At 66.0% G+C, this 24,274-nt stretch carries 19 protein-coding genes and 1 pseudogene; 10 read left to right on the top strand and 10 right to left on the bottom strand.

The features are described from left to right. The 3 genes from FBF35_RS03020 to FBF35_RS03010 all read right to left on the bottom strand — a co-directional run bounded on the left by FBF35_RS03020 (position 1) and on the right by FBF35_RS03010 (position 3,058). A complete protein-coding gene (locus FBF35_RS03020) occupies positions 1 to 852 on the bottom strand; it encodes an NAD-dependent epimerase/dehydratase family protein (protein WP_060566559.1) in 852 nt (283 codons plus the stop codon). 101 nt (positions 853 to 953) lie between these two features. Further along, the gene (locus FBF35_RS03015; protein ID WP_060566558.1) at positions 954 to 1,946 is read right to left on the bottom strand and encodes a glycosyltransferase family 2 protein; all 993 of its coding nucleotides are present in this window, start codon (positions 1,944 to 1,946) and stop codon (positions 954 to 956) included. Further along, a complete protein-coding gene (locus tag FBF35_RS03010) occupies positions 1,943 to 3,058 on the bottom strand; it encodes a glycosyltransferase family 4 protein (protein WP_241772553.1) in 1,116 nt (371 codons plus the stop codon). Before FBF35_RS03010 ends, FBF35_RS03015 begins: the two co-directional genes overlap by 4 nt. Before the next feature lie 99 nt (positions 3,059 to 3,157). On the opposite strand from FBF35_RS03010, the gene FBF35_RS03005 reads away from it, so the two are divergent. The 10 genes and pseudogenes from FBF35_RS03005 to FBF35_RS02955 all read left to right on the top strand — a co-directional run bounded on the left by FBF35_RS03005 (position 3,158) and on the right by FBF35_RS02955 (position 14,922). After that, complete coding sequence (locus tag FBF35_RS03005; protein ID WP_060566556.1) at positions 3,158 to 4,321, top strand: glycosyltransferase family 4 protein; 1,164 nt, start codon at positions 3,158 to 3,160, stop codon at positions 4,319 to 4,321. A 28-nt stretch (positions 4,322 to 4,349) separates the two neighbouring features. Then, positions 4,350 to 5,903, top strand: a complete 1,554-nt coding sequence (locus FBF35_RS03000) for a DUF2142 domain-containing protein (protein WP_060566555.1) — start codon at positions 4,350 to 4,352, stop codon at positions 5,901 to 5,903. A 94-nt stretch (positions 5,904 to 5,997) separates the two neighbouring features. Further along, entirely contained in the window at positions 5,998 to 7,827 is a 1,830-nt protein-coding gene (locus FBF35_RS02995) for a phosphotransferase (RefSeq protein WP_060566554.1), read from the top strand. Next, a complete protein-coding gene (locus FBF35_RS02990) occupies positions 7,824 to 8,792 on the top strand; it encodes a DMT family transporter (protein ID WP_060566553.1) in 969 nt (322 codons plus the stop codon). The genes FBF35_RS02995 and FBF35_RS02990 overlap by 4 nt, the downstream gene beginning before the upstream one ends. 62 nt (positions 8,793 to 8,854) lie before the next feature. Then, the gene (locus FBF35_RS02985; protein WP_060566552.1) at positions 8,855 to 9,712 is read left to right on the top strand and encodes a phosphorylcholine transferase LicD; all 858 of its coding nucleotides are present in this window, start codon (positions 8,855 to 8,857) and stop codon (positions 9,710 to 9,712) included. Between the two features lie 31 nt (positions 9,713 to 9,743). Then, positions 9,744 to 10,643, top strand: coding sequence for a phosphorylcholine transferase LicD (locus tag FBF35_RS02980; RefSeq protein ID WP_060566551.1), 900 nt, complete (start codon positions 9,744 to 9,746; stop codon positions 10,641 to 10,643). Then, positions 10,640 to 11,989: a lipopolysaccharide biosynthesis protein gene (locus tag FBF35_RS02975; protein WP_060566550.1), complete on the top strand. Its 1,350-nt coding sequence runs from the start codon at positions 10,640 to 10,642 to the stop codon at positions 11,987 to 11,989. Before FBF35_RS02980 ends, FBF35_RS02975 begins: the two co-directional genes overlap by 4 nt. Beyond that, positions 11,982 to 13,181 carry a glycosyltransferase family 4 protein gene (locus tag FBF35_RS02970; protein ID WP_060566549.1) on the top strand — a complete coding sequence of 400 codons (1,200 nt, stop codon included), beginning with the start codon at positions 11,982 to 11,984 and terminating at the stop codon, positions 13,179 to 13,181. The genes FBF35_RS02975 and FBF35_RS02970 overlap by 8 nt, the downstream gene beginning before the upstream one ends. 266 nt (positions 13,182 to 13,447) lie before the next feature. After that, a pseudogene (locus tag FBF35_RS02965) lies at positions 13,448 to 13,645 on the top strand (transposase); the annotation flags it as partial. A gap of 1,028 nt (positions 13,646 to 14,673) precedes the next feature. Continuing rightward, positions 14,674 to 14,922 (top strand): hypothetical protein, encoded by a 249-nt coding sequence (locus tag FBF35_RS02955; RefSeq protein ID WP_060566548.1) that lies wholly within the window; start codon positions 14,674 to 14,676, stop codon positions 14,920 to 14,922. A 103-nt stretch (positions 14,923 to 15,025) separates the two neighbouring features. Here FBF35_RS02955 and FBF35_RS02950 read toward each other — a convergent pair whose 3' ends face one another. From FBF35_RS02950 to FBF35_RS02920, 7 genes are all read right to left on the bottom strand, one after another. Beyond that, complete coding sequence (locus FBF35_RS02950; protein ID WP_060566547.1) at positions 15,026 to 16,168, bottom strand: zinc-binding dehydrogenase; 1,143 nt, start codon at positions 16,166 to 16,168, stop codon at positions 15,026 to 15,028. A gap of 138 nt (positions 16,169 to 16,306) precedes the next feature. Beyond that, positions 16,307 to 17,653: an MFS transporter gene (locus FBF35_RS02945; protein ID WP_060566546.1), complete on the bottom strand. Its 1,347-nt coding sequence runs from the start codon at positions 17,651 to 17,653 to the stop codon at positions 16,307 to 16,309. A gap of 86 nt (positions 17,654 to 17,739) precedes the next feature. Further along, positions 17,740 to 19,356 (bottom strand): MFS transporter, encoded by a 1,617-nt coding sequence (locus tag FBF35_RS02940; RefSeq protein WP_060566545.1) that lies wholly within the window; start codon positions 19,354 to 19,356, stop codon positions 17,740 to 17,742. Between the two features lie 49 nt (positions 19,357 to 19,405). Then, complete coding sequence (locus tag FBF35_RS02935) at positions 19,406 to 20,275, bottom strand: sugar phosphate isomerase/epimerase family protein (protein ID WP_060566544.1); 870 nt, start codon at positions 20,273 to 20,275, stop codon at positions 19,406 to 19,408. A gap of 83 nt (positions 20,276 to 20,358) precedes the next feature. Continuing rightward, positions 20,359 to 21,369, bottom strand: coding sequence for a Gfo/Idh/MocA family protein (locus tag FBF35_RS02930; RefSeq protein ID WP_060566543.1), 1,011 nt, complete (start codon positions 21,367 to 21,369; stop codon positions 20,359 to 20,361). A gap of 33 nt (positions 21,370 to 21,402) precedes the next feature. Continuing rightward, positions 21,403 to 22,332 (bottom strand): sugar phosphate isomerase/epimerase family protein, encoded by a 930-nt coding sequence (locus FBF35_RS02925; protein ID WP_060566542.1) that lies wholly within the window; start codon positions 22,330 to 22,332, stop codon positions 21,403 to 21,405. Between the two features lie 262 nt (positions 22,333 to 22,594). Beyond that, positions 22,595 to 24,097 (bottom strand): CoA-acylating methylmalonate-semialdehyde dehydrogenase, encoded by a 1,503-nt coding sequence (locus FBF35_RS02920; RefSeq protein ID WP_060566541.1) that lies wholly within the window; start codon positions 24,095 to 24,097, stop codon positions 22,595 to 22,597. Between the last annotated feature and the right edge of the window lie 177 nt (positions 24,098 to 24,274).

Here is a 24,274-nt window from a genome sequence, read left to right as displayed (position 1 = left end):
TTACTCCCCCGTGCCGTCGACGGTGGCCAGGATCTGGCGGATCTTCGTGGCGTCGCCCCACACTCCGGGCGAATCGTAGGGACGATCCGGGAAGGCCCCGTACTCGAGGGCGATGTCCAGGTTGTTCTCGCGGATGTAGGCCTCGACGCGGTCGGCGAGGCTCATCGGCTCGCCGCTGCAGATGTTGATGATGCCGGTGACCTCGTCCTGGGAGACGGCGGCCGCGATCTGGTAGGCCAGTCCCTGGATGGAGATGAAGTCGTAGAGGTTCTTGCCCGTGGTGAAGGGGAAGGTCTTCTTGCCTTCCTGGGCGGCGGCCAGGAGCTTGGAGAAGATCGAGGAGCCGTGCGCGTCGTCGCCGACGATGTAGTAGCCGCGCAGCCACTGCATGGTCGCGCCGTGCTTGGCGGTCAGCAGCGACGTGATCTGTCGCAGCGCGTTCTTGGAGATGCCGTACAGCGAGGCGGGGTTGCACGGGGAGTTTTCGTCGATGGCGCCCTCCCAGTAGCCGACCTCGTGCATGGAACCCATGACGGCCAGGTGGGTGCAGCCGCCCTCGAGGAGGTTCTCGATGAAGCGGTAGTGCGCGGGCAGGTCCTCGATGTGGGCCGGCGAGTTGTGCACAAAGCCGTCGCGCCACGCGAGGTGCAGGACCACGTCCGGGCGTCCGAGCTGGTCGTAGATGTCAGCGTCTCCGCTGAAAATCTGGGTGTCGATGCGGCGCGCGCGCTCGTCGACACCGTCGAGGCGGAAGTCGACGACGCTGACGTCGAGGCCGCGCTCCAGCAGGGCGTGAACAATGTGGCGGCCAATGTAGCCACCGGCTCCGGTAACGAGGACAGTCTTCACCATGTCAGTCAGTCTATCAAGGCGTAGGCGCTACGCAGCTCCGCCCCGCGTTGTGTGCCGTGACGCACCCATCGGCCCCGGCCTCGTCCACGAGGCCGACTCCCCTATCGTCGGGGAGGCAGCGCGGTGCGGTGGCGCAGCGCGCGGGGCAGGGCGAGGAGCCCCTGGAGGACTCCGCGGGCGACCGGTCCCCGTCCACCCGAGCGCACCGCCCGAGCAATCGAGCGGGCGATGGCACGTGCGACGACGCCCCAGGGGGCGTGCTGGGCGGCGACGATGATGCGGTTGCGCGCGTTGACCCGCAGGAACATGGGCGAGGACGTGCCCGAGGAGGCCGCGTGCTCATGGTCGACGACGGCACCGGCGACGAAGCGCACCTCGTACCCGGCCTCACGCAGCTTGTAGGACAGGTCGGTGTCCTCGTAGTACATGAACAGGTCGGTGCGCACTCCCCCGACAGCTCGCCACGCGTCGGCGTCGATCGCGCAGGCGCCGCCGCACAGGCCGAAGACCTCGGGGGCGGGCAGCGGGGAGTTGGCGGGGTCCAGCCAGGAGCGGTCGTAGCCGTTGCCTGCGTGATCGACCTCGTTGCCGGTGGAGTTGATGAGGACCTGCCCGCCGCTGTCTCCGTCGGCGACGCGCGTCCAGCGGCTGCCGTCGCGGGCGACGAGGAACTCCGTGTCGGAGGGGGCGGAGGGACGCCAGGTGCCGGTCAGCAAGATGAGGGCCGTCGTGGCTCCCACGGTCCCGCTCAGGGGCTCCAGGAGCGCGTCGAGGAATCCGTCGCGCACGGTCGCGTCGTTGTTGAGTAGGACGACGGCATCTTCGCTCAGGCCGGCCGCTCCGGCCATGACGCCGGCGCCGAAGCCGTCGTTCGTCCCGGCGTTGACGAGGGAGACGCGCGCGGGATCGGCGGCGCCGCGCAGCTCGTCGAGTCCCTCGCGCAGGACGATGAGCGAGTCGTCGTCGGATCCATTGTCGACGATGACGAGGTGGTCCCCCTCCCCCATCTGCGGGGCGATGGAGTGGGCGGCGCGCAGGGTGAGCGGCGCGTTCTTCCAGTTGACGAGGATGACCCTCGCGCTGCGCGCCCTCATCGGTCACCTGCCAGGGACGCGTAGATGGCGGCGTGAGCGGCGGCGGAGGCCTCCCACGTGTAGTCGCGGGCGCGCTCGATACCGGCGGCGGCGAGCCGGTCGTGCTCGCTGCCGGCAGCTGCCTCAAGGGCTTCGGCCAGGGCCGAGGCGTCGGTGGCCGGCACGAGGAGACCGGCGTCGGCGCCCGTAATCTCCGCCATGCACGTGTCCGCGCTGGTCACGACGGGCGTTCCGTGCGCCATGGCCTCGAGGACGGGCAGGCCGAAGCCCTCCCAGATCGAAGGGAAGGTGAAGACGCGCGCACCCGCGTACGCGCAGGCCAGGTCAGTGTCGTCGAGACGTCCGAGGACGTGAACGCGCCCGGCGGGAAGCGGCGCGTCGGTGGGGTCGCTTCCCCATCCGGCGGGCCCCACGAGGACGAGGTCGAGGTCGGTGCCCTGTAGCTGCTCGTAGGCCGCGAGCAGGGTGGGCAGGTTCTTGCGGGGCTCACGGGTGCCGACCCACAGGACGTAGGGGCGTTCGAGGCCGTGGCGGGAGCGGAACTCCTCCACCTGCGCATCGGTGACGGGAGTGTGGCTCAGGCCGTGCGGGATGACGGTGATGCGCGAGGCGTCCAAGCCCGCTTCGACACAGTCGTCGGCGGTGGCCTGCGAGGGCACGATGATCGCGTCTGCACGCTTCCTCGTGATCTCGAGGGCGCGGTGGAAGTAGGCCGACCCGTGGGTCGTGAAGTGGTCGGGGTCGCGCAGGAAGGCGACGTCGTGGACGGTGACGGCCAGGGGGCGCGAGGTCGGCGGGATCGCCCAGGTGGTCGCGTGCACGACATCCGCTCCCCCACCCGAACCGACGCCGAGCATCCGATCCACGCTGGGGGTACCCAGTCGGTCCCACGCCGCGTACAGGGCGCGGCGAGGCAGCGCCGAGTTAAGCACGGGGATGGTCAGGCCCACCTCGTTCGGTGTGGGCTCGCCCGCACCGCGCCGTGCGGCGATACCGATAGCACGCACGCCCTGGTCTGCCAGACGGGCGGCGACCTCGATGATGTACCGGCCCGATCCTCCGGGCACCGGCTGCCACATTTGCTCGACGACCATTCCAACGTTGACGCTCATACATCCAGGGTAGTTCACGGGCGCGCGGGGGCGGTAACAAAAGTATCCGCGAGCGCAAAATGGCATACGATAAGGGGAATAGTTGTTGCTCCCGACCCAATGGGGATGATCGTGGCCCACTTCGTTTCTCACTCGCATCCGATCCGCGTCCTGCTGGACGGCACCGCGATCCCCGCAGACCTGGGCGGCGTCGGCCGCTACGTGGACGACCTGGTGCCGGAGCTGGTCGAGCAGGGCGTGGACCTGACGATGGCGGTCCAGGAGCGCGACGCCGAGCACTTCGCGACGCGCCTGCCTTCGGCCCGCATCATCCCAATTTCGCAGCGCTTCGAGTCCCGCCCCGCGCGCATGGCGTGGGAGCAGACGGGCCTGCCCAAGCTGATCCGCAAGGTCCGTCCCGACGTCCTGCACTCCCCGCACTACACGTCTCCGCAGTTCCCGGGCGTTCCGGTCGTTATCACGCTGCACGACGCGACGTTCTTCTCGCACCCACAGGCTCATTCGCGCCTCAAGCAGCGTTTCTTCACGGCAGCAATTCGCCGCGCGATTCGCCGCGCGGACGCCCTCGTGGTGCCCTCTCTGGCCACGCGCGACGAGACCATCAAGTACGCGGGCGGAGACCCCTCGCAGTTCTACGTCGCCTACCACGGCGTGGATCGCTCGATCTTCCACCCGGTCTCGGACGCCGAGCGCGAGCGCGTCAAGGCCTCGCTGGGCTTGGAGGGCCGCGACTACATCGGCTTCCTGGGCACGCTGGAGCCCCGCAAGAACGTGCCGAACCTGGTGCGTGGCTGGGTGAAGGCCGTCTCGGATCGCCCGAATCCCCCGGCCCTCGTATTGGCCGGCGGCAAGGGGTGGGACGAGGACATCGACCCGGCCCTGGCCTCGGTGCCTGAGCACCTGACGGTCCTGCGCCCCGGTTACCTGCCCCTCGAGGACCTGCCCGGTTTCCTCTCAGGCTGCGTTATTTTGGCCTATCCCTCGATCGCGGAGGGCTTCGGCCTGCCGGTCCTGGAGGCGATGAGCTGCGGTGCCGCGACACTGACGACCCGCCTGACCTCTCTGCCGGAGGTCGGCGGCGACGCCGTTGCCTACTGCGACATCGACCCCGACTCGATCGCCTCGGCCCTCACTGAGCTGCTGGACGACCCGGCTCGCCGCGAGGCCCTGGGGGCTGCTGCGATTCCGCGCGCCGACGAGTTCACGTGGGCCCGCGCCGCTTCCGTCCACATCGAGGCGTTCCGCGCCGCCGCCCATTTCTGAGTCGACCGCGCCCGAAGGAGGCCGCCGCATGTCCACGTCCGCCCCGCAGCGCCGCACGCTCGTCGCGGTGCTCATCCTCGTTGCCGCGGTCATTGCGGCGTCGCTGGCGTGGGTCGTGGCGTCCCCGGTCGGCTCCTCCCCGGACGAGGACTTCCACGTCGGCTCCATGTGGTGCCCTCCCCCGGTGGACAAGACGGGCTGCCAGATTTCCACCAAGGACGGCGAGAAGGCCGTCATGGTGCCGCAGTCGCTGGCCAAGGAGTACGTCACCTGCTACGCCTTCGACCATGACAATTCCGCTCTGTGCGCCCTCAATGCCTCGGACGAGGAGCTGGCGCCGACCCTGCGCTGGGACGACGGAAACTACCCGTGGGGCTACTACCAGTTCGCCCACCTCTTCGTGCAGCGCTCGACGAGCCACGCGGTCCTCGCGCTGCGCACGGTGAACACGCTGCTGGCGATCGGCCTGATCGGGGCGATCATCGCTCTGGCGGATTCGGGGCTGAAGCGCGCGATCAGCGTCGCCGTGACGGTCGCGTGGCTGCCGATGGGCTTCTATTTCGTTGCCGGCATGAACCCCTCGTCGTGGGCGATGACGGGCACGTTTGCGTTTGCCGCTGGGCTACTGGCCGCCACCCGTTCGGTGGGGCAACGCCGGGTGGGCCTGATCGCCTGCGCCCTAGCCGGCGCGGTCTTGGCATGCACGTCCCGCGGCGACAGCGCCTTCTTCCTCTTCGTCGTCACTGTCGCCCTGGCCTTCGCGGTGCCGCTGACCAAGCGCATCATTCCCGAGGCAACCCTGGCATGCGTCGCCTCTGTCGTGGGCATCTGGGTCATGGCTCGCACGAACGTGGCTGCCTCGCACCTGGGTTCGGGTAACGAACTGGCGGAATACTCTCTCAAACACATCGCGTGGCTCAACGTGTCCTCACTACCCAACTACCTGCGCGGCTTCGTCGGGCACCTGCTGGGACCGGGGTGGAACGACGTGTCCTACCAGGGCACCGTGTCCTACGGCGCCTCCATCGTGGTCGTCGCGGTTCTGTGTTGGTCGCTGCGTTCGCTGTCCTGGCGCAAGGCTCTGTCGGCGATCACGGTGGCCGGTGCAATCACGGGTGTTCCCGTGGTGATTGGCCTGCGCGGACACTTCAACAACGTCCTCACCTACCAACCGCGCTACATGCTGCCGCTCTTCGCGGTATTCCTGCTCATGCTCCTGGCCCCCTCCCCCGCACGCGCGAACGATGAGGGGCGGCGCGTGGGCAGCGAGGCATTCCACCTCCCCACGAGCATCGCCGGGCGCGTAGGCACGGGGCTCGTGGCGGCGATATGGACCCTCACCAACGCCCGGGCTCTCTACCTCGTCATCGAGCGCTACGCGTTCGGACGCACGCAGCACGGCTACCCCATCGACCTGTCGACGCGGAACCTGAGCGCGGGGAACGAGTGGTGGTGGCCAACGGCTCCGATCGGACCGATGGCCGTGTGGATCCTTGGCGCTCTCGCTGGCGCGCTTGCAATTGGCCTGGCCGTTTTCTTGTGGCAACGCTCGCCCGAAAAGGCGCCCGAGCCTCGTCGATAGACACTTCACACCCAAACCGTTCACAAATCCGCCCAATAGTGCTACGCTCGAACATGTAGCGCCCAAGTGGCTTCCATGAACGAAAGGTGATCGCATGCCCACGACCAACGTCGGCACGCTCAGCGAGCCCCAATTCAACATCCTGAACGCACTGGCCAAGGCCGACTCTCCCCTCACGCAGCGGGCCCTGTCGGAGGCCACCGGCATGAGCCTGGGGCGCGTCAACACCGCCACCCGCGAGTGCGAGGCCGCCGGCTACATCGACGAGCGCGCGATCACCGACGCGGGCCGCGAGGCCCTCGAGCCCTACCGCGTCACGGGCGCCGTCATCATGGCCGCGGGCCTGTCCTCGCGCTTCGCTCCCATCAGCTACGAGCGCCCCAAGGGCACGCTCAAGGTGCGCGGAGAGATCCTCGTCGAGCGTCAGATCCGCCAGCTCCACGAAGCCGGCATCACGAACATCACGCTGGTCGTGGGCTACAAGAAGGAATACTTCTTCTACCTGGCCGACAAGTACGGCGTCGACATCATCGTCAACCGCGAGTACTCCACGCGCAACAACAACGGGTCCCTGTGGCTCGTGAAGGACCGCCTCGACAACACCTACGTGTGCTCTTCGGACGACTACTTCACGACCAACCCCTTCGAGCCCTACGTCTACAAGGCCTACTACTCAGCGAACTACGTCGAGGGCCCCACCGACGAGTGGTGCATCAAGACGGGCCCGGGCGACCGCATCACGGGCGCAACCGTGGGCGGAGCCGACGCGTGGGTCATGCTCGGCCACGTCTACTTCGACCGCGTCTTTTCCGCGAAGTTCCGCGAGATCCTCGAACAGGTCTACCACCTGCCCGAGACGGTGTCGAAGCTGTGGGAGTCCATCTACCTGGACCACATCAAGTCCTTCGACATGGTGATCCGCCGCTACCCGGACGGGGTCATCCACGAGTTCGACTCGGTCGACGAGCTGCGCAGCTTCGACCCCCTGTTCATGGAGAACGTCGACTCCGAGGTCTTCGATCACATCGTGGCCACCCTGGGCTGCCAGAAGTCGGACATCCGCGACTTCTACCCGCTCAAGCAGGGCATCACGAACCTGTCGTGCCACTTCGCCGTGGGCGACGACGAATACGTCTACCGCCACCCGGGCATCGGCACGGAGAAGATCGTGGACCGCAGCGCGGAGTTCGCCGGCCTACGCCTGGCCGCCGAGCTCGGCATCGACGACACCTTCCTCACGGGCGACCCCGCGGCCGGCTGGAAGATCTCGCGCTTCGTGCGCGACGTGCGCAACCTGGACGTCACCCGCGACGAGGAGCTCAAGGCCGCGATGGAGATGGATCGCGCGCTGCACACCTCCGGCCGAATCCTGGACCGCTCCTTCGACTTTGTCACCGAAGGCTTGCGCTACGAGGGCCTCCTCAAGGCCTTCGGCCCCATCGACGTGCCCGGATACTTTGAGCTGCGCGACAAGGTCCTGCGGCTGAAGGCCTTCGCTGACGCGGATGGCTTCGATAAAGTCCCCTCGCACAACGACTTCTTCCCGCCAAACTTCCTGGTGGACAAGGACGGAAAGATCAGCCTCATCGACTGGGAGTACGCGGGCATGTCGGACATGGCCGCCGACTTCGGCACGATGACCGTGTGCACGGCGGAGATGACCCGCGAGCGCGCGGCCGCCGCCCTGGAGTACTACCTGGGCCACGCCCCCTCCGAGCGCGAGGCGCGCCACTTCTTCGCCTACGAGGTGTTCGCCGGCTGGTGCTGGTACCTGTGGGCGCTGGTCAAGGAGGCCGAAGGCGACGACGTCGGCGAATGGCTCTACATCTACTACTCGCACGCGACACGCACGCTCGATTCCCTGCTCGCAGCCTACGAGGCCGCCTCGAGCACTCAGATCTCCACGGAAGGTGAACTGGCATGAAAACTCAGCACGGAGGCAAGCGTTACGGAATCTTCTCGGGCGTCCTGTGGGGCCTCGACACGGTCGTGCTGGCGATCGCACTGGCCATGATCCCATTTGCCGACTTCGGCCAGTCGGCGCTCGCCGGCGCGGTCCTGCACGACGTCGCGTGCGCCGTGATTCTGCTCGCGTACATGGCGGTTCGTGGTCGTCTGAAGGACACCTGGGCGGCGCTGCGGACGCGCCCGGGCAAGTCGGTGATTGCGGCGGCTCTGCTGGGCGGCCCGATCGGCATGAGCGGTTACCTGATCGCTATCGACAACATCGGCCCTGGCCTGACCGCGATCATCTCGACATTCTACCCGGCGCTCGGCACCCTTCTGGCTTTCATCCTCTTGAAGGAGCGCATGGCTCCCCGCCAGATCGCGGCCCTGCTGGTCGCCCTCGCGGCCATCGTCGCGACGGGTTGGTCGGCGACGTCGGAGCCGATCGAGGGCGGCAATGCGATCCTCGGCGTGGTCGGCGCGCTGGCCTGCGTGATCGGTTGGGGGTCCGAGGCCGTGATCCTCACGTGGGGCATGCGCGACGAGGCCGTGGATAACGAGGTGGCCCTCCAGATCCGCGAGACGACCTCGGCGGTCGTGTACCTGTTCATCGTGGCCCCCATCGCCGGAGTCTTCGGCTTCACACTGCATTCGCTGGCTCACCTGTCGGCGGGCGTCGTGGCGCTGGCGGGCCTGGCGGGAACGGCCTCGTACCTCTTCTACTACAAGGCGTTGTCGGCGATCGGCGCGTCGCGCGGCATGGCCCTGAACATCTCGTACTCGGCCTGGGCGATCATCTTCGCTCTCGTCCTGCAGGGCACGGTGCCCACGGCCACCCAGGTGGTGTGCTGCGTCGTGATCCTCGTGGGCACGGTCCTGGCGGCCACCCCCTCGTGGGGTGACCTGCTTCCCAGGCGCGCGGAGAAGGTCAGCGGCCAGTAGCCGTGAGACAATGGCGGGTGAGCGCACGTGTGCTCACCCGCTTTGTCATATTCGGAGGACTGATGACGACACCCGAGACCGACCTGCGTAAGGTCCAGAAGCTCCTGACGCTGATCCTGGCCGAGCTGGACCGGGTGTGCCGACACATCGGGGTGTCCTACGCGATCTACGGCGGCACCGCGATCGGCGCGATCCGCCACGGCGGCTTTATTCCGTGGGATGACGACATCGACGTGATGATGACGCGCGCCGACTACGAGCGCTTCCTGGCCGAGGCTCCCGCCCTGCTCGATGAGCGTTTCCGCCTGGATAACACGCGCACGCGCGACGATTTCCCCTTCATGTTCACGAAGATGGTCATGCCGGGAACCCTGTTGATCCCCGAGGCGGACAAGGACTCGAAGTACCGGATGCCCTTCTTCCTGGACATCCTGCCCCTCGATGAGATTCCGGCCGACGAGAAGGCCTTCCAGGAGATGTCGCGCCAGTCGTGGCTGTGGGGTCGCCTGCTGTTCCTCCAGGGCACGCCTCGGCCCCACCTGATCAACACTCCCACCTGGAAGAAGGCCCTGATTTTCTCGGCGACGACCCTCGCGCACCTCGGCCTGAAGGCGGTACGCGCGACGCCGGCGAGCCTGCAGGCTCGGTGGGAGCGCGCGGTTCGCCGATACGAGGGCACGGGCACGGGCGTGTACGCCGACTTCACGATGCGCGACCCGCAGAACTGGATCGTGCGCGAGGAGGAGTTCTTCCCCACCCGCGACGTTCCTTTCGAGGACATCACGGTGATGATCCAGAACGAATACGACGCCCTGCTGCGCCGCGGATACGGCGACTACATGCAGCTGCCTCCCCCGGAGCAGCGTTACAACCACGAGGCCGCCGTCATCGACTTCGGCCCCTACGCCGACAGCCTGTAAGCCCCACGGCCCTGAAACGATCGGAGAACTGATGAGCGCAGCAGAGCCCGCAACCCTGGCAGCCATTCAGCGCGTCACCAAGCGATGCCTGGCCGAAATCGATCGCGTCTGCACACTCCTGGATATTCGTTACGTCGCCTACGGCGGCACTGCGATCGGGGCTGTGCGCCACCAGGGTTTCATCCCGTGGGACGACGACGGGGACGTGTGCATGCCCCGGGCGGATTACGAACGTTTCATCGCCGAGGCTCCCGCCCTCCTCAGGGACGAGTTCTTCATCGCTTCCCCCGCCACTCACCCCGACTACCCGATCAGCTTCGGCGTCCTGGGCCTGAAGGGCTCGGAGTTCGTCTCGAAGGTCGCGAAGGACCGCTCGTTCCGCATGCCGATCGGCGTGGATCTGTTCGTCCTGGATGAGATCGCGGACGACCCCGGCCGCTTCCGCGCCCAGTCGCGCGGCACCTGGCTATGGGCGCGCCTCATGTTCCTGCGCTCCATCCCCAACCCGCCGACGGGTCTGCCCACGCCCGCGCGCCAGCTGGCCTCCGCGGCGATGGCCTGCGCCCACTGGGGCATGCGGGCGCTGCGCGTCAACGAGGCCTCGCTGTACCGTCGCTGGCTGCGCGCCGCCCTCAAGGGTCGTGAGAATCCGCAGAAGGCAGCCGACGACTCAATCCTCTTCGGTGATTTTTCGACGCGCGATCCTCGCCGCTGGAGCGCCTCCGAGGCCGAGCTCTTCCCGGCCCGCTCCGTTCCCTTCGAGGACATCACGGTGCGCATCCCGGCCGCTTACGACGTCGTGCTCACGCGCGGCTACGGGGATTACATGCGCATTCCAGATCCCCAGGATCGGGTCACCCACGAGCCCTTCCACATCGTCTTTGGACCCAACGATCCGGGGCCCGAGGCCCCCGAGGAGGCCGGCGCGTGAGCGAGAAGGACACCACGGCCTCGTCCATGCCGCCCGACTCCGGCGACGCGCAGGTCGACGCCACAGAGGAGGCCCTCGAGTCGCGCGGCCAACTCGGGCGCGACTACCTGTGGAACACGGCGGCCTCCCTCATGTCGAGCCTCGCCGTCGTCATCATGGGCGTGGCGATCATGCGCTCGGGTGCCACAGATTCCTTCGCGCGCGCCCAGTACGGCCTATTCACCCTCGCGCTGGCGATCGGCCAGCAGTACCAGACCGTTGGCCTGTACGAGGTGCGCACCTTCCACGTGACGGACGTGCGTCGCCGCTTCGACTTCGGCACCTACCTGTCGACACGCCTGCTGACCTGCCTGGTCATGGTCGGCCTCATCGCCTACCACTCGTGGACCGCGTCGACAAAAGACCCCTACCCCGCATTCACGGTCATCGCAGCGATGGCTCTCCTGCGCATCTTCGACGCCTTCGAGGACGTGTATTACTCGGAGTTCCAGCGCTCGGGTCGCCTCGACATCGCGGGCAAGGCCTGCTTCGCGCGCATTTTCACGACAACGTTCCTGTGGTCGGGACTCTACTGGTACACCCAGGACCTCCTCGTATCCACGATCATTACCTTCGTGGTCACCTGCGTGGTGCTCGTGGTGGCCTACGGGTTGCCCGCGCGCGGCGTGTTCTCACTACTGCCCTCCCTCAATCTTCGAGGCATCACCGGGATCCTGTGGGAGTGCCTGCCCCTGTTCATCGCCGCGTTCCTCAACCAGTACCTGGCGAACGCGCCGCGTTTTGCTATCCACGCGAGCCTCGGCGACGAAGAGCTGGGCGTCTTCGCGATCATCTACATGCCGGCGGTCGCGATCAACATGCTGTCGCTGTTCGTATTCCGCCCCCTCCTGACCCGCATGGCGCTGCGGTGGGCGGAGGGCAAGCGTGAGGAGTTCCTGTCGATCGTGCGCAAGGGCCTGCTGACGACCGCAGCAGCGTTCGTCGTCGTCGCCGCGGTTACCTACGTGATCGGCGCTCCGCTCCTCACCCTCGTATTCGGCACGGACGTGTCGGGCTACGTCGGTGAGCTCATGGTGCTCGTCCTTGCGGGCGCACTCAACGCCGCCGGCGTCATCCTCTACTACGCGCTCGCGACGATGCGCCGACTGCGCGCGGTCCTGGTCGCCTACGCGGTGGCTGGCGGGACGGCCTACCTGATCGCACCGATGCTCACGAAGTCCCACGCCATGATGGGCGCCTCGCTCGCTTATGCTGCCACCATGGGGCTGCTCGCAATCCTCTTCGTCGTCTTCATGCTCATCCCCGTCCCTCGCGCGACCAACAAAACGGAGCCCGTCAATGACTGATCGCCCCCACTCCCGCGTCAAGGTCGGCATCTTCATGGAGTTCTTCCTGCCCTACCTGGGCGGGATCGAGCGCTACCAGGATCGTCTCAGCGAGCAGCTGCGCGCCCTGGGCTACGACCTGTTCATCGTCACGTCCCTGCACGACGAGTCCCTGCCTCGTTTCGAGGACAAGGACGGCCTGCGCATCTACCGACTGCCCACCAAGGGCCTCTTCAAGCAGCGCTACCCCTTCTTCAAGCGCGACGAGCGCTTCAAGGAGACGATGGCCGCGGTGGAGGCCGAGAACGCCGACTTCTACATCGTCAACACGCGCTTCCACCTCACCAGCCTGCTCGGCGCACGCCTCGCACATCGCCTGGGCCGCCCCGTCGCGCTCATCGAGCACGGCACCGCGCACATGAGCGTCGGCAACCCAGTGCTGGACTTCTTCGGAGGCATTTACGAGCACGGCCTCACCCACTTCGTCAAGAAGCACGTGACCTCCTACTACGGAGTATCGCGCAACTGCAACAAGTGGCTACGCCACTTCGGGATCGAGGCCTCGGGCGTGTGGTACAACGCGGTCACCCCAGAGGATACGGCCGTCGCTGACGACCGCTACGAGCGCGAGTGGCCGCGCGGCGGTGCCGACTCCGAAATCGTCATCTCCTACGCCGGCCGCCTCATCGCTGAGAAGGGCATCGTCGCGCTCCTGGACGCGTTTGCGCGCCTGCGCGCCGAACTCCCCGACGTACCTCTGCGCCTCGCCGTCGCCGGCTCTGGTCCCATCGAGAACGAGCTACACGAGCGCTACGGAGGCGACCCCGCCGTGTCCTTCCTGGGCAAGCTCGACTTCCCCGCCGTCATGAGCCTATACCGCCGCTCCGACGTGTTCGTCTACCCGTCCATGTACCCCGAGGGCCTGCCCACCTCGATCCTCGAGGCGGCCCTGGGCGACTGCGCGATCGTGGCGACACCTCGCGGCGGCACTGAAGAGGTCATCACCTCTCCCGCACTCGGATGGATCGTAGACGGACGCACGTCCGCCGAGCTCACGGATGCGCTCGTCCCCGCCCTGCGCGAGGCCGTCACCGACCCCGTGCGTCGCGCGTCCTGCGCGGCGGCTGTGGGCGCGCGCGTGCGCGAGCATTTCACGTGGCAGTCCGTGGCCCAAGAGGTCGCCTCCGTCATCGACGAGGCCGTGGCGCGCTAACTTCCCCGCCTCCTCCCGCCGCCAGACCTCCGTGCGGCCTCCCGCCGCCAGACCTCCGCACGGCGCGAGGCCTGCCCGCCCGCGCTGCGAGCTTCGCTCGGCGCGTCGTCTCGAAGCCCGGCCAGGCCCGGCAGGCCTCGCGCCGCCCTCCAGTCGGGCGGCCTCTTACCCACCGGCCCTGCCACCGCCCACCGGCACCGCAGCCACCTCCACCCAGCAGGCCTCGCGCCACCCTCCAGTCGGACGGCTAGCAGCACCTGCCTTGCCAGCCCAACCGGCTCATGGACTACGTCCACGACAAGCTCCCCGCCGTGTGTGATCACCTCGATCAAGCCAGGGCAGACGTCCTCGCGTTCGCGTCCTTCCCTACCGGGGTATGGACCCAGATTTGCTACAACGCCCCGCGCGAGCGCCTTAACCGCGAAATCCGCCGACGCACCGACTCCCTCGGTATCTTCCCCAACCCACACCCGTGGAGGACACCCCACTCCAACTCAGCGTATAACCAACCCGAAGGACACAAAACGATGACGCCACTCCGCAGAACTTATCGAGGCGCGACAACGTGGCGACGTTGAAACCAACAACACCACTGCGCACCCCCAACAAGGGATCGCTGAAACCGGCGTCACCTCTGCTCCCAGAAACTGCACCAAAAACGCCCTTTTCTCGCCCGCAAAGGCGATAGCGGTTTCAGTTGAGGCTCGGCCGGTGCCCGCAAAGGCGATAGCGGTTCCAACCCCACACAGGCACACGCAAGCAAAGGCGATAGCGGTTTCAGACAACCGGGCCACCTCGCCTACAGTGACCGGCAGCTCCACCCACTCTCACTAAACCCGCCCACACCTGGGTAGCGTCTTGCCCCACGTCCGCCAGAGGACGACCACCGCATGCCGCTTAGACAACGACGCCCGTGACGAGAATATGCGGATAGGTTATCGCTGCGTGGACAGGTTATCGCGGTGCGGATAGGCAAATAACCTATCCGGATACGGACAACCTATCCGTAACAACACAACCTATCCACGTGCATGAGGATCTCCGCTCCGCTGCCGCCCACCGGCGCCGCAGCCACCCACCCAACAGGCCCCCGCCGTCAGACCTCCGTTCGGCCTCCCGCCGCCAAACCGCCGCGCGCCCTCCCGCCGCCAGACCTCCGTGCGGCGCGAGGCCTGCCCTGCCGCCGCCCACCGGCACCGCAGCCACCTCCACCCCAGCAGGCCTCGCGCCACCCCAGCCGAGCAACCACGTATCCGCAGATCAAGCTGCCGACCAACATGAGAATTACTGACAAAGTGACGACTTTGTCCATTCCACAGTTCACTCGTTTTTGTATAGACAATTAACCGCCGCGGCGAATAGGCTTATACACGTCGGAAGGAACGAGCCAAACCGGTTCAACACCCTTCAATTCACAAGGCCGTGTGGGCGCACACGGCCTTTATCCGTGTCTCCCGCACACGTTGACTTTCAATCACACACAGGAGACACCATGGAAACCCTCGTCCGCGAGACCACGATCGCCGCTCAGTCCGTCCGTTCCGAGCAGGCCTCCGAGACTTCCCTCACCAACACCCTGAGCTTCGCCTTCGCACTGACCGCCGTCTTCATCGCGGGCATCACGATGGCCATCGTCGGCGCCGCCACGGCCTCGACCGTGATCCTCAGCTCCGCCATCATCATCACGACCGTCGCCGCCTTCGTGGGCGTGTACGGCATCCTCAACATGATGACGCGCTGACCCTCACGTCAGATCGATCCCACGCGGATCACCACAAACAACAAGTCAGGCCCACTCCCCCGCCCCCCGGGCGAGTGGGCCTGACTCGTTGCGTCGTCAGGTCTCACAGAGACATGTCGACAACAGCGCGGCCCTGGACGGCACGGTTACGCAGGGCCTCGTATCCGGCGGCCGCCTCGTCGAGCGAGAAGCGGCGCGTGACCAGGTCGTCGTAGTTGATAATGCCGCGCGCGGCCAGATCGACAACCGCGGGCAGATCCTGGCGGGTGCGGGCACCGTAGGAGCCGAGGATCGACTGCGAGCGACGCACGGTGCGATTAATCTCCACCTCAGCAGTCTGGCGGCCAGCACCCAGGCCGATCGGAACCATGCGGCCACCGTCGGCGAGGACATCGAGCGCGGTGTTCCACGTGGAAGGAATGCCCAGGGCCTCGAAGGAGACGTCAACGCCGCGGCCATTGGTCAGCTTAAGGACCTCTTCGCGCGCATCCTGGGTCATGGAGTTGATCGTCGCGGTCGCGCCGAAGGCCTTGACGGCCTCGAGCTTATCGTCGGCAACGTCGATGGCAATAACCTGCGAGGCACCGAAGGCACGCGCGATCTGGACGATGTTGGAACCCACGCCACCCACGGCGACGACGGCGACCGTCTCACCGTACTTAATATCGGCGCCACGACGCACGGCACCGTAGCCGGTCATGGCGGCGCAGCCCAGGATCGCCGACGACACGGGATCGACACCCTCGGGCACGGGAGCCAGGGCCGTCGCGGGGACGACCGAGTACTCAGCCAGGCCACCCATCGAGTACATCTGAATGGGCTCACCATCGAGGGAGTACAGGCGGGTCGTGCCGTCATAGAGGACACCCTTGAGGCGGTTCAGCTCGAAGAAGGGCTCGCACAGCTCGTCGTGGCCGGCGGCGCAGTGACGGCACTGACCGCAGGGCATGAGGAAGCCGCCGGCAACCTGCTGGCCAACCTCAAGGCCAGTGTGCTCGGTACCGGCACCGAGTTCAACGATGATGCCGGCAACCTCGTGACCGAGGACGGCGGGCAAAGGGAAGGCAATGGCACCTCCGATGACGTGCAGGTCGGAGTGGCACAGGCCGCACGCAGTCACCTTGATAAGGACTTCACCGGCCTTGGGGCGCGGCGTGCGGATGGTCTCGACCTGGAGGCCCTTGTCGTAGTCGCGCAGGACGGCCGCGCGCATAGTGTCAGGAATAACGGGAGTTTCGGTGCTCATGGGCTTCACCTCGTAGTGGTTGGATGCCGCGTACTTCGTCGATCACGGACACTCTCATGTTAGCCGAGGAGCGCACCAATTGTCAGGACAAATGGCCTAGGTGAGGGTAATGACCGGACATAAACGAGGCCGAGGCCCCTACTCCGCATACTCGTGAGGCAGGCGCACCAGCAGGAGAATCAGGGCGATGCACTGCAGGCCAAAGTAGACCCCGAGGGCCACGCCACCCGGCAGGAAGACGGTCACACCACCCAGGATCAGCGCGAAGGTGCGCGCCACCACGTTGAGGGTGATGACAGACTGGCGCTGCCAGGTGACCAGCCACGGCGGGATGCGCGGGTCAATGGCACCATGGCAGGCGGGGTAGATCCAGATGCGCTGCGCGGCCATCATGAGGAGGGCAACGATCAGCATGGCGACGGGGCCAATCTCCCCATTCACGGAGAATACGGCGACACCAATCATCGAGGACAGCACAGCCCCCACGGACCCCAGCGACGCACGCAGGAAACGATGGGCACCAACGCGGCTGACAGCGGTCAGCGTCGCCAGCGCGATGAGCACGACGCCAGCGGCAAAGGTCAGCTGCATCCACCCGGCCGCGCCCACACCAGCGAGCAGCGCCGGCGTAAAGATAATGATCGCAACGACGAGGGGCGCCTCCTGCACACACACGAGGGCGAGGGCCGTCAGCAGTGCAGAACGCACCTGAGGGATCGCGACGTCACGCAGGCGCAGGGGGTGCTGTTCGCGCGCCATCTCCGCGTCGAGGCGTACGTGATCGATCTCGACCGAGGCCTCGAGCGCGCCATGCAGGGATTTGAGCGCGAGGAAGGCGTCGACCTCGCGCCCCTTGGAGGCGTACCAGGCGGGAGATTCTGGCAGGAGCGAGGCAGCGATGAGGAGCGCGAGAGAGAATCCGACGAGCGTCACGGACGGCAGGAGGGGCCCAACCCCGTGCACGAAGCCGAGGGCGATCCCCACTCCCCCGCCAACGCCGAGGAGGGAGTTGGCACGAGGCACAAGGCGGGCATGACCGCGCAGGGACAGCTCGTGCGCCGTGCGGGGCAGCAGCGACCACAGGGCCCCGTAACCCAGCCCCAGGAGGGCGTAACCGATGCAGTACGAAACGACGACGCCCGTCCCAGTTCCATCCGAGCCGACCGCGACGGCGCAGGTCGAGGCGATCACGAGTGAACCCGCGGCAAGAGTCACGGCTCCCACGCAATTGGGGATGCGACGCCCAATGTGCTCGGACAGACGCGGGGTGAGGATCGCGGACAGCAACGACGGGAGCGACAAGGCGGCGATGAACAAGGCGACGGCATGGGTGAACCCCGCGGACCAGATATGAATGGCCAGGACGCCGTCGACAAGGCCGACAGTGATGCCCGTCAGGTACGCGAAGGCACGCATGCGCACTTCGCCGCGGCCGACCGGTGGCCGCGACGTACGGGACTGGGCTGCCTGCTTCTGCTTCGTCATCGCCTCTCCTCTCCCTCATCGTGCGCGAGTGCCCGGTGGGGCGGCATGGCCGCCCCACCGGGCTCACGGACGTGGATGAATCCCGATCAGGAGTAGTCCTTCTGGAACTTCAGCTCCAGTTCCTCCAGCGAGTGGAACTTCGTCTCGGGGACGACCTTCCAGTAGAAGAGGAAGGAGAGGAAGTTGATGGCCGCGAAGATCGCGTACGTGCCGGCGCCACCGACGGTCGCCATGAGCGGCGGGAAGATGACGGAGACGAGCGCGTTGGCGAGCCACAGCGTGCCCACCGCGATACCGAGGGCGCTGCCACGGACGGCAGCCGGGTAGATCTCGGAGACAAGAACCCAGGTCACGGTGCCGGACTGCTTGATGAACACGAAGAGGCAGACGATGCCGAGAACCAGCCAGGGCGCGAAGTTCGGAGCGCCGGAGATGTTGCCGTCGGCATCCAGGTAGGGGCTGATGAAGAAGGCGAACACTGCGGACAGGGCAGCCAGGGAGATCGTGATGCCGAGCTCCTGGTACATGCCGACGTGGCGGCGCGCGAAGCGGGCGACGAGCCACAGGCCGACGGCGGAACCGATCGCGGAGATACCACCGGAGACGACGTTCAGGGTGATGGCGTCTTCCATGGGAACGCCGGCGGCGTTGAGGATCTTCGGCGTGTAGTACATGGCCGTGTTGATACCGGTCAGCTGGTCGGCGATACCCAGAATGATTCCGATGTAGAGGAGCTTGCGGGCCCACTTGACCTTGAGGATCTGGGACAGCGACCACTTCTCCTGCTTGGACTCGGCGCGCTGGACCTCGAGCATCTCATTGAGCTCGCCGGCAACGTCGTCCTTCTTCTCGTCACGCACGCGCTTGAGGGAGCCGATGGCATCGGCGATGCGCAGGTTGGCGGCGTACCAGCGGGAGGACTCGGGCATCATGCGGATGCCGACCCACAGGGCGATGGCGGGCAGCGAGCACAGGATGAGCATGTAGCGCCAGGTCATGCCGTTCCCGCCGCCCGTAACGTCGGCGATGTTGACGGCGGCCTGGACGGTTTCCCATGCGACGGAGGTTCCGGCCTGTCCGAGCACGTGACCGGAGGCATCCACGGCGTCGCCGGTCAGGTGCACGGTGGGGCCACTCTGCAGGCGGGCGATGACGGCGTTCATGGAGAAGGCCAGGAACTGGCCGAAAACGATCATCATCTGGTCGGTCGCGACGAGGACGCCGCGCAGTCGCTTGGGCGCTGTTTCGCCGAGGAAGACGGGAACCGTCGCGGAGGCTCCACCGACGGCGAAGCCAAGGATGATGCGCGCCAGGTAGAGAACCCAGATGTTCGGGGCGATCGCACATCCGATGGCGCCGAACAGGAAGACGATGGCCAGCAGCGTGATGTTGTGGCGACGCCCGTATCGGTCGGACAGGCGACCGCCGAAGAACGCGCCGGCGGCGGCGCCGATGCACAGCAGGCCGCCGACCCAGCCTTCTTCGAAGGTGGTCATCTGAAGGCCACCGGCGTGACCCGGCATGTACATGTAGGGCAGGGCACCAGCGATTACGCCGGTGTCGTAGCCGAAGAGGAGCGAACCCAGCGTGGCGACGGCAGCGATCGCGCCCAGGGAGCGCTTCTTGCCGGAGGCAGGGGTCGTCTCGACGAGCTCGCGCACCTTATCGGGCGTGTATTCGTCAATCGTTGGACCGTGTGACATGTGGTTCTCCTATTGCTTCGTCGTTGGAGCTTTCTAAGTAAAAGGGTGATCAGCCCAGTTCGGCCTGCAGTCGCGCGAGGACCTTCTTGTTGATCTCATCCGCGCGCTCGTGCCATCCGAAGACGCACACGGACAGGACGCCGTCGAAGTTGATGTCGCGCAGGGTCGAGAAGACCGTCTCCCACGGCACCTCACCGAAACCGATTTCGTTGTGCTGGTGGACGGTGACGTCGGCACCGGGCGGGTTGACGATGTAGCGGTTGCCATCGTTCGCGGCATGGTTGAAGACGTCGGCGATGTGGACCTCGCGCAGCTTGCCGGCGTCAGCGGCGTCGCGGATCATGCGCTCCACGTCTCCGGCCCCCTTGGACAGGTGGTACGTGTGCGGGCAGCAGTATTCGTATCCGATCCAGTCCTTGTTGGCTCCGCGCACGAGGAGCATGGCCTCGTCGTGGGTTTCGATGAAGTCATAGGGGTGCGCCTCCATGTTGAGGCGGATGCCGTAGCGCTCGAAGTCGGGGGTGAGTTCTTCGATGGAGCGGTACCACTGGGCTTCGCACTGGCGCGGAGTGTTGCGGTCTCCCGAGAACTCCGAGGTAATCTCACGCACGTCGAGCTGGTCGGCGATTTCGAGGAGGCGGCGCCAGTTACGCACCTGGGCGTTGCGCTCGGCCTCGTCGGTGGAAGACCAGTTGAACACGGGGTTCAGGGTGCGGATACGCACGCCGGAGTCGCGCTGGGCGCGGTTCAGGTCCACGATGAGGGCGTCGTCGGCCTTCGGGTAGTGGTGCCAGAAGTGCACGGGGGCCAGGGGCGACATCTCGATGAATTCGTAACCGAGTTCCGCCGCCTTGTACAGCACCTGCGTCGGGCTGTGCGTCGGGTAGTACATGTTCGGGTCAAGGGCGATATCCACCATGATGTCTTCCTTTCTAGGTTCGTGGGACGAGGCCGGGGCTGGGTATCCGCATCCGATCGGGCCAGCCCCGACCTCGAGTTTTGTCAGCGCTCGTACAGGGACGGGCGCTCGATGAGGGTCACCGGGTATTCGCGGCCGCCATCCTCGAGGGAGGCGATGGCTGCGTCGACGACTGCGGTGGCGGCGTAGCCGTCCCACGAGTCGGATCCGGTGTGTTCGTCGCGCTCGACGGCGCGGATCCACTGCTGCACTTCCGCGTTGAAAGCGTCGTGGAAGCGGTCGATGTGGCTGGAGCAGATCGCGTTTCGGTTACCCAGGGAGTCGCGCACGTAGGTGTGCTCCTGGTCGCCGAGGCGGATCGTGCCCGCCTCGAGGACGAGCTCGCATTCGATCGAGTAGCCGAACTGGATGTTGACGTTGACCTCGTCGTCGATGAGGACGCCGGACTCGGTCTTGGCGACGAGGACCAGCGGATCCTGCAGGTGCTCGAAGCGGCGGGAGGTGGCGCGCGGGGTGTCGATGCGCACCGAGACGATCTCTTCGCCCAGCAGGTAGCGGCACGCGTCGATCTCGTGGATCGCCGTGTCGTCGATCATGTTGCGGGTCGTGTAGCCCTCGGGAACCGTGGGGTTGCGGTGGCGGCAGTGCACGAGGGTGGCGTAGCCGAGCTCTCCGGATTCGCGCAGAGCGCGCATCTCCTGGTAGCCCTTGTCGAAGCGGCGCATGAAGCCGACGGTCACGAGCTTCTTGCCGGCTTCCTGCTCCACTTCCATGATGGCGATGCAGTCTTCGGCGGTGGTAGCCAGGGGCTTCTCGCACAGCACGTACTTGCCGGCCTTGACGGCGGCGATGACGTCGGGGGCGTGGACCTTGCCGAAGGTGGCGATGAGGACCGCGTCGACATTCGGGTCTGCGATCAGCTCGGCGCCGCTGCCGTAGGCGGTTGCGCCCAGGGGCTCGGCAACGGCCTTCGCGCCCTCCAGGTTGAGGTCGGCGACGGCCACAACCTTACCGCCTGCCAGTTCCTTCTCGATGCGTTCCACGTGGGCGCGGCCCATGCCGCCGGCGCCGATGAGGCCAATACGAACAGTCATTGCTTTCTCTCCTTACGATGCGTCGAGCGTGTCTCAGGCCAGGCCCAGGCCGCACTCGGCCAGGTACTTGCGCATGTTGATGGCGTTTTGCTTGGGGAAGGACGGCTCACAGGGGTAGCAGTCCTGCTCACAGATGCAGTAGATGTCCTTATTCAGGTCCGCGAGCGCGTCGACGAAGGCGTGCATCTCGGGCAGGCCCTTGGGCGGGCAGACGGAGGCACCCTTGGTGACGGCCTCACCAAAGGGCCAGTCCTTCTCGTGCGCCTCGCGGGTGATGTCCTCGTCGAAGGCCTTGATGTGGACGTAGGTGATGCGCTCGGGGTACTTGCGGCACAGCTCGATCGGGTCGCCGCCACCGTAGACGACGTGTCCGGAGTCGAGGCAGAGGTTGACGTAGGTCGGGTCCGTGGCGTCGAAGATGCGGCCAATTTCCTCGGGGGTTTCGATGTGAGAGTCGCCGTGGGGGTGCAGGACCATCTTCAGGCCGTACTCGTCGAGGAGCATCTGGCCCAGGGCGTTGGCATGGTCGACGTAGAGCTTCCAGGCATCGTCGGAGAGGACGCGGTCATCGGTCCACTCCCAGGTCTTGTCGTCGCGGTAGAGCGGAGGCAGGTGCACGATGTACTCGGCGCCGACGGCCGCGTGGGTTTCCGCGATCGCGCGGAACGTCTTGATGGTGTCCGCCCAGGCCTCCTGCTTGTGGAGGATGCCCCAGCCGGTGCCGGCGACGACGCGCATGCCGTACTCATCGCACCACTTCTGAAGCTCCTTGGGGTCGGTCGGGAAGTATCCGAACGGACCGGTTTCGATGACCGAGAAGCCTGCTTCAGCCATTTCCTGCCAGGCCTGACGGGGATCCATCTGCTTGGGATCCTCGGGGAACCAGACGCCCCACTGGTCGGGGCACACACCGATGGTGAGCTTGGAGTAGCGAGGATTCTCCGTGTTGACTGCTTGTGACATCGTCGTCTCTTTCTTCGTCGAAAAGGCTTCGTGCTATCCACTGGCGCGGATGTGTCTATCGTGCCAGACAGGCACTCACCCAATCAGACCTTTGACCGTACAAACATTCAATTGAGCATCGCCACTTCGTTGATATAACAATGATAACCCGCGTTATCCACGTTTTCAATTGACATCCACAATATTTTTGTTCTAACAAAGATACAAAGAGTGGAGGGGCGGGCACACTGCACCCACCCCTCCGCTCGCAGAGTTATCGGACTCAGGCGTTCGTCGGGAAGTTCATGCCGACGTAGCCAACCTTCTCGCCACGCTTGGGCCAGCGGGTCGTCACAACCTTGGCCTTCGTGTAGAAGCGCACACCCTCGGGGCCGTGGATGTGGGTATCGCCCAGCAGCGACTCCTTCCAACCACCGAAGGAGTAGTAGGCAACCGGAACCGGGATCGGCACGTTGACGCCGACCATGCCGGCCTCGACGTCGACGACGAAGTGGCGGGCGGTGTCACCATCGGAGGTGAAGATCGCGGAGCCGTTGCCAAACTCGGAGGAGTTGACGATCTCGATAGCCTCTTCATAGGTGTCGGCGTGCACGACGACCAGGACCGGACCGAAGACCTCTTCGCAGTAGACGCTCAGGTCGCGATCCACGTTGTCGAGGATGGTGGGGGCCAGCCAGAAGCCGTCCGCGTATTCCTCACCCTCGGGACGGTAGCCACGGCCGTCGAGCACGACGGTCGCGCCCTTCGCCTCGGCCTCGTCGATCCACTTGGTGATGCGCTCCTGGGACGAGCGGGTGATGACCGGGCCCATCTCCGAGGCCGGGTCGGTGCCGGGGCCGACGACGATCTTCTCGGCGCGAGCCTTGATGGCGGGAACCAGCTTCTCCTCGACGCCGCCGACGGCGACGATCACGGGCAGGGCCATGCAGCGCTGACCGGCCGCACCGAAGGCGCCGGCGCTGATGTGCTGCGCGGCGAACTCGATGTCCGCGTCGGGCATGACGATCGCATGGTTGTTCGCGCCACCCAGGGCCTGAACGCGCTTACCGTTGGCCACACCCGTGTCCTGCACGATGTGCGCGACCGGGGAGGAACCGACGAAGGAGATGGCATCAATGCCAGGATGGGTGAGAATGTCGGTCACCAGGTGGCGGTCGCCGGCGATGACGTTGAACAGACCGTCGGGCAGGCCGGCCTCCTTGTAGAGGCGTGCGATAATCAGCGAGGCGCTGGGGACAGTCGAGGCAACCTTCAGAATGAAGGCATTGCCGGTGGCCAGAGCGACCGGGTGCATCCACATGGGGACCATGGCCGGGAAGTTGAAGGGGCAGATGCCGGCGACGACGCCGACGGGCTGACGCAGGGTGTGCACGTCCACGCCGGTCGAGGCCTGGTCGGTGAATTCACCCTTGAGGGCGGCGTTGATTCCGCAGGCGAAGTCGACGGTCTCGCGGCCACGGGCGATCTCACCGAGGGCGTCGCCGTGGGTCTTGCCGCCCTCGCGCACGATGGCATCGGCGATCTCATCCTGATGCTCGATGACGAGCTGACGGAACTTGAACATGATGTCCACGCGCTTGGCCAGGGCGGTACGAGCCCATTCCTTCTGCGCCTGGCGAGCGATCTCGACGACCTGGTCGAGGCAGTGCTTGTCAGCCAGGGCCAGCTGATCGACGACCTTGCCGGTGGCGGGGTTCTCGACGTCGATGGTCTTGTCAGAGTGGGCGACATACTCTTCGCCATTGACCCACAGGTTGATTGTCATTGGTTTTACCTTTCTTCCCATTCATCCACGAATGGTGGAACAACTTTGTTAGGACAAACAGTAGCATGTTTCTGGGACCTATGTCGCGATATCAGCAGCTCCAGCACATACCAACACACATTTGTCCCGTCTATCGGACACACTCCCCCACCGCGATCACCGTCTCATCAACGGCAC

Source organism: Schaalia odontolytica (assembly GCF_005696695.1).
GTDB classification, from domain to species: Bacteria; Actinomycetota; Actinomycetes; order Actinomycetales; family Actinomycetaceae; genus Pauljensenia; species Pauljensenia odontolytica_C.
Note: the sequence above shows the minus strand (reverse complement) of the source record. Positions and strands in the feature narration are given on the sequence as shown.

Coding starts and splice junctions, on each gene's coding strand:
- FBF35_RS03020 (WP_060566559.1), bottom strand. CDS start 852: ATGGTGAAGACTGTCCTCGTTACCGGAGCCGGTGGCTACATTGGCCGC.
- FBF35_RS03015 (WP_060566558.1), bottom strand. CDS start 1,946: ATGAGGGCGCGCAGCGCGAGGGTCATCCTCGTCAACTGGAAGAACGCG.
- FBF35_RS03010 (WP_241772553.1), bottom strand. CDS start 3,058: ATGAGCGTCAACGTTGGAATGGTCGTCGAGCAAATGTGGCAGCCGGTG.
- FBF35_RS03005 (WP_060566556.1), top strand. CDS start 3,158: ATGGGGATGATCGTGGCCCACTTCGTTTCTCACTCGCATCCGATCCGC.
- FBF35_RS03000 (WP_060566555.1), top strand. CDS start 4,350: ATGTCCACGTCCGCCCCGCAGCGCCGCACGCTCGTCGCGGTGCTCATC.
- FBF35_RS02995 (WP_060566554.1), top strand. CDS start 5,998: ATGCCCACGACCAACGTCGGCACGCTCAGCGAGCCCCAATTCAACATC.
- FBF35_RS02990 (WP_060566553.1), top strand. CDS start 7,824: ATGAAAACTCAGCACGGAGGCAAGCGTTACGGAATCTTCTCGGGCGTC.
- FBF35_RS02985 (WP_060566552.1), top strand. CDS start 8,855: ATGACGACACCCGAGACCGACCTGCGTAAGGTCCAGAAGCTCCTGACG.
- FBF35_RS02980 (WP_060566551.1), top strand. CDS start 9,744: ATGAGCGCAGCAGAGCCCGCAACCCTGGCAGCCATTCAGCGCGTCACC.
- FBF35_RS02970 (WP_060566549.1), top strand. CDS start 11,982: ATGACTGATCGCCCCCACTCCCGCGTCAAGGTCGGCATCTTCATGGAG.
- FBF35_RS02955 (WP_060566548.1), top strand. CDS start 14,674: ATGGAAACCCTCGTCCGCGAGACCACGATCGCCGCTCAGTCCGTCCGT.
- FBF35_RS02950 (WP_060566547.1), bottom strand. CDS start 16,168: ATGAGCACCGAAACTCCCGTTATTCCTGACACTATGCGCGCGGCCGTC.
- FBF35_RS02945 (WP_060566546.1), bottom strand. CDS start 17,653: ATGACGAAGCAGAAGCAGGCAGCCCAGTCCCGTACGTCGCGGCCACCG.
- FBF35_RS02940 (WP_060566545.1), bottom strand. CDS start 19,356: ATGTCACACGGTCCAACGATTGACGAATACACGCCCGATAAGGTGCGC.
- FBF35_RS02935 (WP_060566544.1), bottom strand. CDS start 20,275: ATGGTGGATATCGCCCTTGACCCGAACATGTACTACCCGACGCACAGC.
- FBF35_RS02930 (WP_060566543.1), bottom strand. CDS start 21,369: ATGACTGTTCGTATTGGCCTCATCGGCGCCGGCGGCATGGGCCGCGCC.
- FBF35_RS02925 (WP_060566542.1), bottom strand. CDS start 22,332: ATGTCACAAGCAGTCAACACGGAGAATCCTCGCTACTCCAAGCTCACC.
- FBF35_RS02920 (WP_060566541.1), bottom strand. CDS start 24,097: ATGACAATCAACCTGTGGGTCAATGGCGAAGAGTATGTCGCCCACTCT.